Genomic DNA, 11,989 nt, shown 5'->3' with positions numbered 1-11,989 from the left:
ACGCAGCGGGCCCCAGACTTGAGGCCATCGCCCGGCGACGTCACTCGCCCTTCGGTCCCAGCACGACCGGCTCCCGGTGGTCCGTTTGGCAGTCGGCGGCAACCTGCTCGGCCAGCTGGGCGGCGGCCTTGTCGCCGAGGCGTTTGAAGAGTGGGACGCGTTCGGCGTTGGTCGAAACGGCGGGCGTGAGGTGGTCGCCCTTTACCTCGGCGGAGCTGATCGAGACGACCTGGCGGGTCTTCAGGTCGATCAGGGCGCCGGTCGCCTTCACGTGGGCGCGGGTCTGGTCGCTGGGAATGACGAAGGCGCCGATGATCGTCAGGTTCAGGATCGACAACGGCGTGGCGTTGGTGTCATGGTCGATCGTGCCGCCGACCAGCAGCAGGTAGTCCATGTTCATGCTAATGGCAATGTCGCAGAGCGTGTCGATGTGCCGGCGGGCGTGATCGGTCGCCGTGGGGCGCACCGGACCGCCGCGGGAGTACTCGTACCCTTCAGGCAACGCCGGCACGGGCTCGACGCGCGAGAACTGCTGGGGATGGCCCCGCAGGCCCTTCAACAGCGGCTCGGGTGGCGCCACCTCGCCCACCTGCGCCACCGCCAGCTTGGCCGGCCCTTGGAAGGGTCGCGGCGCCGCGGGCGCTGTGGCGTGGCTATCGGCACCGGCATGGCCGGTGGGCAGCGGCGCATCGTAGAGGGCACGGATGTACGTCGACTGCGACTGCCCCGGCACCTCGCGGGACGACAGCCCCGTACTGGCGCATCCGATCGACATAGCGGTCGTGGTTAGGGCGGTTGCGATGAGGATGGGACGGACGCGGGTTTTAAGACTGCTCATGTTGCACCTCGCAAATGGGTGATGTCGAGAAAGAGGTCGAGTAATGGAATTGGCGCTTCACATAGCCCCGGGCTTGCCCGTGTGTCTTGCGTCGGTCGAAGGAACACCCACGGTCAAACCCGGGGCAAATGGGGAGAACGACCCTGGCCTTACCGCGACGCCAGGTACGCCTGGTACTGAGCGTGCTCCGCCGGATTGTGGGCTTTCATCTGGACGCTCGGTCCGACCGACGACATGGGGGGCACGACCAACCGAACCGCCCCCCCTTGGACGACGGCACCGGGGACGCGCGCCGCCCGGCGGTTCGGCTGATCGCACCCGCTCGCGACCGCAATCGCGGCCACGATCGACAGGACCGAAATCAAACGACGTTGAGTGTTGAGCGTGTTCATGGAAGACCCTTAAGCGATGGGTGTGCCGCGAGACGAAGATCAATCTCAAGAGGTCCCATACAAAAGACTTATGAAATATTACGATTAGATCATCGCGAACAGATCGGAAGAATGATGCGCATTCAATGCACAAGGTATGTACATTCAATGTATGCCCCTTATCTCCCCTACCGCCCGTCCGCAGATCGAGGCGATTTCGCAGATGGTCTACTGCAACCCGTTTCTGCCCGAGCGCATCGCCGCGGAACGGCAGGTGCTCGGCGACTCGTTCAGTGAGCGCGGCGCGGTTTGGAACGTGTCGGCGGCGGGGTTAAGGCAGCGGGCGAACATCGAGGCGTTGAAGGACGTCATCGAACGGCAGTGCGAGTCGCTTCGCAGCGAGCTGGTCGCCGGGGTGCGGCCAACGGGGGAAGAGGGACAGCTCTACGAAGACCTCGTGCTCTACGCGCTCTACTACCGTCACAACGAATCGCTGGAGACGGCCATCAACGATGCCCGCGCCGCCAAGCCCATGCGCGGGCTCGTCGGCATCTTTGAAGCGCTGCGCGACGAGGTGCGCCACTTCTTCCGAGACGGCAAGCTGCTGCGGCGCGAGGCGCCCTGCCCGGCCCACATGCTGGCCTGCTTCTTTCAGATCCGCCGGGCGTTTGACCAGATCTTCAACTCGATCGTGGGCACGTCGATGCCGGCGGCGCGGTTGCGGGCCGGCATTTGGCAGTCGATCTTCACGCACGACATGCGCCGCTATCGGCGGTCGCTGTTCGACAAGACCGGGGACTTCACCACCCTCATCGTAGGGCCCAGCGGCACCGGCAAGGAACTGGTGGCCCGCGCGATCGGCGCATCGCGGTACATCCCGTTTGATGCTAAGTCGAAAACGTTCACTGAGGACTTCGCCGGCTCCTTTTACCCGCTGAACCTGTCGGCGTTGTCGCCCACGCTTGTGGAGTCGGAACTGTTCGGCCATCGCCGGGGCGCTTTTACCGGCGCCATCGACGACCGCATGGGTTGGCTGCAAACGTGCCCGCCATTGGGTACGGTGTTTCTGGATGAGATTGGCGAGTTGGACCCGTCGATTCAGGTAAAGCTACTGCGCGTGCTGCAGACGCGCACGTTCCAACGGCTGGGCGAGACGAAGACGATCGCGTTTCGCGGGAAGATCATCGCGGCGACCAACCGCGACCTGGCGGCGGAGATGCAGGCGGGCGGTTTCCGGCGCGACTTCTATTATCGCCTGTGCAGCGACATCATCACGACGCCGTCGCTGCGCGAACAGTTGGGCGACTCGGCAAGCGAGCTGCGCACGCTGATCGAGTTCATCGCCCAGCGCCTGCTACCAGCCGAAGCCGACACGCTGGCGGACGAGACGATGGCGAGCATCAAGCGCAACCTCGGCCGCGACTACCCCTGGCCGGGCAACTTTCGCGAACTGGAACAGTGCGTGCGTAACGTGCTGGTGCGCGGCGATTACCGCCCCACTTCCCTGCCCAGCGTCGCCCATGGCGACGACCTCGCAAGCGCCATCGCCGCCGGTTCATTGACGGCCGACCAGCTGCTGTCGCGGTACTGCGCCCACCTCTATCGCCTCACCGGTTCATACGAGGCCGCGGGTGAACGATTGGGATTGGATCGGCGGACCGTGCGCGCACGAGCCGTAAGTGTGCTGACGCCGACCGATCACTTCACGAGGGAGATCGACGAGGACGGGCCGGCCGGGCCGTCGTCCTCGTCGTAGTAGTACTCGGCGTTGTTCTTCGTCTCGATCGAGCGGAAGATGCCGCGCCCGCGGAATTTCATGTTGTTCTTGGCCTCCAGCGCGGCGCCCGGCGCCAGCACCTGAGCGCAGATCTCCACGTCGTTCGACGAGTCGTCACCGAAGGTTCGGCCGGAGCCGAGCACGTAGATGCGCAGGTTCGAGGGGATCGAGTTGTGCGCCAGAAGGCTGCCGCTCAAGTCCACGTTGCCGTTGACGTACAGCGTGGTCGGACCGCTGAACGACAGCGCTCCCGTAACCCTCAGGCTGGAGAACCAGTACGTTCCGCCCGCCAACTGGGCCGTGCCAGCGCTATAGGCCTGTGGGATCGAGTTCGGATTCGTGCCGGGGTTCCAGGCGGGCAGGACGGGCTCGGGGATCGCGCTGCTCATGCTCCGGATGGAGCCGGTGACGCTTATTCCATCGTTGGAGCCTGCGGGGCCCAGATATAGGTCTCCGAACACTTTGCCGTTGTTCTTGCCGTCCATCACCCCGTTGGTGCCAAACATGCCGCGCGTCGAGGCGTTGCCCGGGTTCGGATCAACGTTCGAACTGGATCGATAACTGACACCCACGGAGTTGTTCTTCGCGACGAAGCTGCTCAGGCCAATGAAGCCCTTGAAGACGGAGCCCTCGGCGTACGCGGTGGCCGTGGCGCCGACGTTCACCGAGGAAGGGGCACCGGGCACCGTGCCCGTCCAGGTCAACTTGACGGCCGTGCCCCGCGCTTGCGTGCGACGTGCGGTCACCTGTACGGCATTTCGCGGCGAGCCATTGGCGGTGAAGACGCGCGTCGTCGTGTTCCAGTTGCCCACCATGACGTCAGCGCTGGTCAGCACCACCGACGATCCATCGGCGGTGTTGTCGGCGGCGGCGAGGATCGCGTTCTGGACCGCCGTCGCACTGCTGGTCGCCAGCCCGCTGGCCCCGTACCGCGCGGCGGCGTCGGCGGCGCGCTGGAGTTCGGTCTTCACCAGCTGCACGCGGCCCCAGTCGATCGCCAGCGATGCGAACGCCATCATCGACGTGATCGCGACGACCACGTAGACCAGTACGCCACCCCGGCGATGTGAGGCTTGCAGGCTCATGTTCATTCGACCAGGTAGACGCGGCCCGTGGGGTTGATCTCAACCTCACGCTCGCCGCCGTTGTTGTTCCACTCGTAGAAGTCCCACGTCGCCAGATACAGCCGCGTTGCGCCTTCGGGCGCCACGAACGTCTGCCGCACACCGTTGTCGGTCAGGCCGTCACCGATGAAGAAGATCTGCTTCAGCTTCGGCTCGTAGGTCAACCGGTTGCGGGCCTCGGGCGTCGAGTAGTCGGTCGGCGCCTTCTTCTTGTCGTCCTCGCTGATCACGGGCAGAGCCGAGTCGGTGGGCTTGTCGTCGTTCAGGAAGACGCCGACGAGCGCGTTGATCGGCGCGATCATGTCGTGGATGTTGTTCTCGTGATAGAACTGATTGGTCTTCGAGTTGCTGTCGCTCGTCGTCGTGTTGTTGTGCCCAATGTCGGAAAACTTGCCGTCGGGCTGGAAGCGCGTGTCGTTCGGGTCGTGGTTGGCGGTGCCGGTGATGGCGCCAAACGTGAAGTTCATCTTCGAGGCCGCCGGGATCCGTTGCGGTGAGGCCTTTCGATCCGCGGGGTTCTCGGCGTACTCGTCGCCACCGTAGTCGGGGTTGTGGTGCGGGTTGATGTGGCTGGCGATCGAACCGGGGCCCATGCCGGCCAGGAACGGGTTGGCGGTCGCCCGCACCTTGCGGGTGATCTGCGGACTGCCCACATACACCGCCGTCGCGATCTCGCGCGCCTCGGCCGACGTGTGGGACGACACCGCGCCGGCGAACGTCAGCGGGATCGCGCTGCCGCGCTCCTGCGTGAGGTAGCCGGTCACGCGGACGGCATTGGGATCGTTCGACGGGGTCTCGAACGTGCGCGTGGCGGTGTCCCAGCGGCCGATGAGCACGTCGGCATCGAGCAGCGTCAGCTCCTTGCCACCGATCCGGTTCTTCAGCGCGGTGTCCTTGGCGTGCATGCGGGCGTAGTACGTCCCCTTGTGCGTGTACGAGGCACCGGCCATCGCCGCGGCGTCGGTGGCGGTGGAAAGCTCGGTCTTGGACAACTGCACGCGCCCCCAGTCGAGCGCGAACGACACGAAGCCGATGAACACGGTCATCGCGATGATCGAGTAGACCAGCACGCCGCCCTGTCGACGGCGGTTGCGAGGATTGGTTGCTGCGTGTCGTTTCATGCGTTGAAGATGCCTCCCCTACGCACCTTCGGCAAAGCCGCCGGCGCACATTAGAGGTTGGCGGTCGATTCCTCAGTACAGCCTGCGCCACGCATGACGCCTGCGCGACCGACCGTGATGTGGCCGCGTCCGATAAGGCGGTGGCACGGTTGCAGAGGGCGCGGCTTGTCAGACGACGGGCCGTGCGTCACACTGCGCCGCGTGCCGACCGACCTATCGAACTACGCCGCCGTGCTGCTGGACCTGGATGGGACGCTGTATCACGAGGACCACGCGCTGCCGGGCGCGGTCGCCCTCGTCCGCCGGCTGCAATCGCAGGGACGGCCGTACGCCTGCCTGACCAACAGCACGTCGAGCCCGGTGCGGCTGGTGGAACGGTTGTCGCGCATGGGTGTCGAGATCGAGCCCGACCACATTTACACCGCCGCCGCCGCCGCGTGCGACTTCGTGCTGACGCAGACGGGCCAGCGCACCGGTAACGACACCGGCGACGCGCCCCCCACCGCCCGCCCCCGCCCGCGCGTGTACAACCTGGCCACCGAGGGGATCGCCGAGATGCTGGACGGCCTGGTGCACTGGGTGCAGACAGCAGGCGAACCGTGCGACGCGGTGATCGTGGGCGCGCCCGTGAACGTCTACGCGACCGACGACCGCCGCCGGGTGGCGTTGCAGTTGCTGCGCAAAAAGGCGCGGCTGATCGGCATCTGCGCCGACCGCGTCTACCCCAGCCCGCGCGGCATCGAGTTCGGCGCCGGCGCGCTGTCGCATTACCTCGCCTACGCCGCCAACACGGTCCCCACCTTTACCGGCAAGCCGCAACCGATCTTCTTCAACGAGCTGTGCGCGCGGCTGGGCGTGGCGCCCGACCAATGCGTGCTGATCGGTGACAATCTCGAGTCCGACATCGCCGGCGGCAAGGCCATGGGCATGCGCACGATCCTCACGCTCACCGGCGTCACGCGCCGCCGCGACATGATCGGGGCACCACCGGAAATGCAGCCCGATGCGATCGTGGAAGACCTGATGGAACTGTAGATCGACCAGCCGCGGCGAGTGACCGTCCGACCGTGGCATGGGCGTCTCGCCCATGCGTGTGGTGATGCCGGAAGACAGCATTGGTTGCAGCGGCTCGATCGGCGCAGCGGCCACAAATGAAGCCTCCCAATCCAGTCAACATGCATGGGCGAGACGCCCATGCCACGGTCGGAGCGGACGCGGCGCTGTTCTTTAACACCCTCTCAGGATGACATGGTCGCGCGCGTTTTAATCACGAACCGTATCACGGGCCCGCGCGCAAAAGAAAGGCGGGCATGCATGGTGCATGCCCGCCGGGCGCGTGGGTGTTTCCGAACCAGGTCGCGTTAACGCCATTTGGCGACGAAGCGGTCCTTGAAGAAGTAGAACACGCCGTTCCACTTGGCGTTCTTGCCCTTCACGACGTCCTTGTCCTGCTTTTGCGTGTGCCAGTTCGTGCCCGCCGGGTTGGCGTTCTCACCACCCACGGCGGCAGCGATCAGGCGGCTCTGCTTCGTGTACGTGATGTTGCTGTACGCGTGCCCGAAGCGATCGATCGGCCGGCCACCGGTAAAGTCGACCTGGAAATAGCAGTTGGGCACCTTCACCTTCAGGCTGTACGTGCCGGGCTTCAGCGTGGCGCTGGCCTTATCGTAGATGTACTGGTCGCTCAACGGCTGGCCGAGCGGGCTGGTCGTCTTGTACGACACGAGCGAGACGGTCTGCTTCGAGGTCAGCGTGAAGCGCGCCTCGACGGTGTCGCCCTGCTTCACGTGACCCGCCAGCGAGGTGACGGTCGTGGTGCCGTTGATCACGTAGGTGACGTTCTGCACGGAGTTCTCGTCGAACCGGTCGACGTAGTGCGCGAAGTTGACCTTGCCGTACCGCTTGTTCTTCAGCACGTCCACGTCGCGCACCGCGGCGGTCGTGGGCGCCGTGCGCACCGCGTTTGCGGGCAGCACCTCTTCGACCAGGTAGTTGCCGATCTCCAGCCTGCTGAAGCGGTAATTGCCGCGCTTGGTGATCGCGCTGGCGATCGGGCCCCCATCGCTGGCGTCCAGCTTGCCGTTGTTGTCGGCGTCACGGTAGAGGTTGACGGTGATCGCCGAGGCCCGGCGGTCGTCGCGCGTCAGGCCGTTGCCGGTCATGTCCTCGTACACCGTTCCAGTGATCTGCGCCGCCATCAGCTGGCGACCCTCCAACGCCTCGACGACCGACCGGCGGCCACCGAGCAACTGCACCCGTTCGCTACGGACCGATAACACGCTACCGACGTACTGCTTCGCGCCCATGTTCTTCCGACTCCTTCAAACTTCTGACATCGCGACACTGGCGACACGCCCGCGTCACACCCACGCGAAACATATGATTGAAATTGGGCTCGTGCGGAGCATTGGAAGGGCGCGCGAGGGGAAATCCGGACGTTTTTCCGACCGCGCCGTGGAAGATGGGGGAACTGATCCGTGCGCGCGTTGTACGACGTCGCGCGGTCGTGTTGGACGACGAGGGAAACGTGTTCGTACAAGCCAGTTCCAAAGGGTGCTCACAACTGCTTTGGCGTGCTCAGCTAAGCTGAAGACGCCTCACGTCCGGGCAAGGTCTACCGTTATCAGACCCAAGTCCAGACGCGCTACAGGCGTCCGCTTCACTCCATTTTCGCTTTCGCTATTGACGTTGAGGGTGAGCAAGGTAGCGTATCCCGCATTCCCCAAGGATGGCGTAGGCACCGTGGCGACCAAATCCGCAGTTGTTTCGAATCAACCCTTTGTATCCCAAGCCAGCGCCACCGATCCGTCGGTGCCACCGGACGTGTTGCTGTACGAGGCCAAGAAGGTCTCGAACTGGCAGCTGTTCTCGTGGATGCTGCGTTTCCTGTCGCCGGTGAAGGGGCTGGCGTTCCTCTGCTGTACGTTCGTGGTGCTCGGCAACACGGCCGAGGTGCTGTCGATCGGCGTCAGTGGCAGCATCGTAGACCGGATTCAGCAACTGGTGGCCAAGCCGCAGACCGGCCAGAGCTTTTGGGCGTTCCTGGCCTCGGATGACCCGCAGATCGTCGCGCTGCGGTCGGTCGTGATGCTGCTGATCGGATTGACCCTCGGCCTGCTCGTGTTGCGCTACCTGCGCATCACCTTCGAGATGAAGATGAGCATGACGATGGTCTACTACCTCCGAGAGGCCGTCTACGACAAGGTGCAGCGAGTCGGATTCAAGTTCCACGATGCGCTCTCCAGCGGCCAGCTCATCAACCGGTCGCTGACCGATTTGCAGAACGTTCGCGCGTTCCTCCAGACCGCGCTGCTGATCAGCTTGGACATCGTGATGATGGTGACGGGCAACATCATCCTGCTGCTGTCGCGGTCGCCTTGGGTGGCGCTGCTGGCGCTGGCGCCGCTGCCGATCTGGACGTGGTACATCTTGCGGTTCGGCAAGAAGGCGCAGCCGGCCGGACAGGCGGTGATGGAAGCCGAGGACCGCAACGTCTCGCTAATCACTGAAAATATCGCTGGCGTTCACGTTGTGAAGGCGTTCGCAACGCAGGAGAAGGAGATCGCCAAGTACGGTGAGAACCTCGACTCGTTCTTCGGGCGCGTGCAAAGCCGCATCAGGCTGTTTGCGAACTTCACACCCGTCGTGCGCGGCATCGCGACCGCCAGCAACCTCACACTGTTCCTGGCCGCTGGCATCTTGATCATCAAGGGCAAGCTGAACGCGGGTGACTTCCTGATCCTGGGCGCCAGCATGGGCGTCATTCTGGGCCGGTTACAGCAGGTTGGCGCGATCAACGAGCAGTACCAGGCGGCCATCGTTTCGGCGCGCCGCCTGTACGAGATCCTGATGGCGCCGCCGACCGTGGTCGAGCACCCCGAGTGCTGCCCGCTGCCCCCGGGGCCGGGGCACGTGCGCTTCGAGAACGTCACATTTGGCTACGACCCCGCCAAGCCGGTCCTGCGCGACCTGGACTTCGAGGTGCCCGGCGGCAGCGTAGTGGCGATCGTCGGGCCGACCGGCGCGGGCAAGACCTCGCTCGTGAACCTGCTGGCCCGCTTCTACGACCCCCAGCACGGCACGATCCGCGTCGACGGCATGGACATCAAGCAGTGCGAGCTCAGCCAGCTGCGCAGCGAGGTCGCGTTCGTGTTCCAGGAGACGTACCTGTTCAGCGACACCGTTGAGGCCAACATCGCCTACGGCCGCCCGCACATGAGCGGTGGCCCCGTCGAGGCGGCGGCCCGGTTAGCCCAGGCGCACGAGTTCATCGAGCAGATGCCCCACGGGTACCAGACCGTGCTGGCCGAGCGCGGCAGCAGCCTGTCGGGTGGGCAACGGCAGCGCCTGGCGATCGCGCGGGCGATCTTGTCCAACCCGCGCATCCTGGTGCTGGACGACGCGACCGCCGCCGTGGACCCGGAGACCGAAGACCTGATCCGCCGCGGCATGAAGTTCGCGATGTACGGCCGCACGACGTTCGTGATCGCCCACCGCCTGTCGACCGCCAAGCGCGCCGATCGCGTGATTGTGCTCGAGAGCGGCCGCGTGACCCAGATGGGCACGCACGACGAGCTGATGGCCGAGGACGGCCATTACCGCGAGATCGCCGCCGTCCAACTGCAACCCGACAGCCGGACCGACGACAACAACCCGTCCCACATGCGCCGCGTGAGCGACAACCGCGCCGTGAACGCCGTCACCACCGCCGCCCGCGAAGGCGGGCGGGGACACCAGGACATGTAGCAATCGACGGTGCGTCCGCTTCGATCGCGCGAAGGCAGTTATCCATGACGACAGTCGCCCGCACATCCACCACTGCAGCCAAGCCGGCGTCCGCACAGGCCGACTCCGGTGAGCCGGAAGACCAACGTTACAAGCAGATCGATTTGGCGCTGCTGCGCCGCATGGGCCAGAACCTCTGGCCGTTCCGCTGGCGTTACATCGGTGGCACGCTGCTGGGCATGGCGATGGTCGCGCTGGAGATGCTTAGCCCGCTGTTCACGCAGCACATCATCGATCACGCGAGCGGTCAGTTGGAGGGGCAGGTGCCATCGGTGCGGCACGTCGTGAACGTCGTGCTGCTCTGGGCGGTCGTGCTGACGGCGGCGTTGATCATGCAGCGGTTCGTCATCCTGATCATGACCGGCGCCGGCGAGCGCGTGCAGTTCGCCACCCGCCGGGCGATCTTCGCGCAGTTGCAGCGGCTCAGCATGAGCTTCTACGACAAGACGAAGCTCGGCCGCGTCATCAGCCGTTGCACGAGCGACGTCAACGCCATGCGCGAGGTGAACGTCTGGGGCATTCACCACGTCACGATCTGGACGCTGCAGATGGTGATTGCTGCGGGCTTTCTCATCTCGACCGACTGGCGGTTGTTTCTCGCGGTCGCGTGGATCGGCCCGGTGCTATTCGTCGCCAACCGCATGTACCTGCGCAAGAGCGGCAACATGTGGCAACAGGTGCGCGAGGGGTTCACGCGCGTCAGCGCCAACCTTGCCGAGAACATCACCGGTATCCGCGTCGTCACCGCGTTCAACCGGCAGAACGCCAACGTCGGCGAGTTCAACCGTCTGCAGGAGGAGAACACTGCCAACAACATGCACGCCGCCCGCATCAACGGCGTCTATCAGCCGCTGCTGCAGCTGCTGGGGTTTATCGGCAAGGTGACGATCTTGGCGTACGGCGCGTACCTCGTGGTCGACGGACGCATCAGCAGCGTGGGCAAGGTGGTGGCGGCATTCCTGTACTGGGATTACTTCATGAACCCGATCATCGCGTTCGGGAACTTCTACAACCAGCTGATGATGTCGATGGCGGGCGCCGAGCGCGTCTTCGCACTGCTCGACGCCACGCCTGAAGTGCAGGACGCCACGGACGCCAAACCCATCCCCCCGATCACGGGTCACGTGCGATTCGAGAACGTCGTCTTCGGCTACAACGCCGACCGCCCCGTGCTGCACGGCGTGTCATTCGAGGCGCAGCCGGGTCAGACGATCGCGCTCGTGGGCGCAACGGGCAGTGGCAAGAGCAGCATCATCTCGTTGATCGCGCGCTTCTACCAATCGCAGAGCGGCCGCGTGCTGGTGGACGGTCACGACATCCGCTACGTCACCGGCGAGTCGCTGCACAAGCAGATGGGCCTCGTGCTGCAGGTGAACTACCTGTTCACCGGCACGGTGTTGGACAACATCAAGTACGCCCGCCCGGAAGCCACATTGGACGACGTAATCGCCGCCGCCAACGCGCTGGGCACGCACGACGCGATCGGCCTGCTGAAGGACGGCTACCACACCGAGGTAGGCGAGCGTGGCGCGAACATGAGCCTGGGTCAGCGGCAACTGATCTGCTTCACCCGCGCCTTCCTGGCCGACCCGCGCATCTTCATGCTCGACGAAGCGACCAGCGCCGTCGACACGACCACCGAGGCGATCATCCAGACCTCGCTCGAACGCCTGCTGACCGGCCGTACGACGTTCATCGTCGCCCACCGCCTCAGCACGATCATGAACGCCGACCAGATCCTCGTGATCGACGCCGGCCACATCGTCGAACGCGGCACGCACGATGAACTGGTCGATAAAGGCGGCAAGTACGCCCACCTCTATAAGCAGTTCGCGGCCCATGCGTGAATCATCAAGATCGAAGCGACCTCTGGCTCCCTCTCCCGGTACTCCGGGGGAGGGCTGGGGAGGGGGCCGAACGGTAAAACGCTCGATAGCCGCAAAGGCCCCCCTCCCTTACCCTCCCCCGCGAGT

The 11,989-nt window shown here is 64.9% G+C and carries 9 protein-coding genes; 4 read left to right on the top strand and 5 right to left on the bottom strand.

Annotated features, from left to right (window positions below; translation table 11 throughout):
- Window positions 1-40: 40 nt before the first annotated feature.
- Together VGN72_16230 and VGN72_16225 are read right to left on the bottom strand one after the other, a co-directional pair.
- Entirely contained in the window at window positions 41-838 is a 798-nt protein-coding gene (locus VGN72_16230; GenBank protein ID HEV7300916.1) for a hypothetical protein, read from the bottom strand.
- Window positions 839-987: 149 nt separating this feature from the next.
- Window positions 988-1,230, bottom strand: a complete 243-nt coding sequence (locus VGN72_16225) for a hypothetical protein (GenBank protein HEV7300915.1) — start codon at window positions 1,228-1,230, stop codon at window positions 988-990.
- Window positions 1,231-1,381: 151 nt separating this feature from the next.
- Between VGN72_16225 and VGN72_16220 the strand changes: the two genes are divergently transcribed.
- Window positions 1,382-2,965: a sigma 54-interacting transcriptional regulator gene (locus VGN72_16220; GenBank protein HEV7300914.1), complete on the top strand. Its 1,584-nt coding sequence runs from the start codon at window positions 1,382-1,384 to the stop codon at window positions 2,963-2,965.
- On the opposite strand, the gene VGN72_16215 is transcribed toward VGN72_16220, so the two are convergent.
- A complete protein-coding gene (locus VGN72_16215; protein ID HEV7300913.1) occupies window positions 2,908-4,071 on the bottom strand; it encodes a pilus assembly protein TadG-related protein in 1,164 nt (387 codons plus the stop codon). The genes VGN72_16220 and VGN72_16215 overlap by 58 nt on opposite strands.
- A 2-nt stretch (window positions 4,072-4,073) precedes the next feature.
- Window positions 4,074-5,231, bottom strand: coding sequence for a pilus assembly protein TadG-related protein (locus VGN72_16210; GenBank protein HEV7300912.1), 1,158 nt, complete (start codon window positions 5,229-5,231; stop codon window positions 4,074-4,076).
- A 165-nt stretch (window positions 5,232-5,396) separates the two neighbouring features.
- On the opposite strand from VGN72_16210, the gene VGN72_16205 reads away from it, so the two are divergent.
- A complete protein-coding gene (locus VGN72_16205; GenBank protein ID HEV7300911.1) occupies window positions 5,397-6,266 on the top strand; it encodes an HAD-IIA family hydrolase in 870 nt (289 codons plus the stop codon).
- 326 nt (window positions 6,267-6,592) lie between these two features.
- On the opposite strand, the gene VGN72_16200 is transcribed toward VGN72_16205, so the two are convergent.
- Entirely contained in the window at window positions 6,593-7,537 is a 945-nt protein-coding gene (locus VGN72_16200; protein ID HEV7300910.1) for a hypothetical protein, read from the bottom strand.
- 436 nt (window positions 7,538-7,973) lie between these two features.
- Between VGN72_16200 and VGN72_16195 the strand changes: the two genes are divergently transcribed.
- Together VGN72_16195 and VGN72_16190 are read left to right on the top strand one after the other, a co-directional pair.
- Window positions 7,974-9,977 carry an ABC transporter ATP-binding protein gene (locus VGN72_16195; GenBank protein ID HEV7300909.1) on the top strand — a complete coding sequence of 668 codons (2,004 nt, stop codon included), beginning with the start codon at window positions 7,974-7,976 and terminating at the stop codon, window positions 9,975-9,977.
- A gap of 44 nt (window positions 9,978-10,021) precedes the next feature.
- Window positions 10,022-11,863: an ABC transporter ATP-binding protein gene (locus tag VGN72_16190; GenBank protein ID HEV7300908.1), complete on the top strand. Its 1,842-nt coding sequence runs from the start codon at window positions 10,022-10,024 to the stop codon at window positions 11,861-11,863.
- Window positions 11,864-11,989: the final 126 nt, after the last annotated feature.

This window comes from Tepidisphaeraceae bacterium (genome assembly GCA_035998445.1).
Lineage (GTDB): Bacteria > Planctomycetota > Phycisphaerae > Tepidisphaerales > Tepidisphaeraceae > DASYHQ01.
Note: the sequence above shows the minus strand (reverse complement) of the source record. Positions and strands in the feature narration are given on the sequence as shown.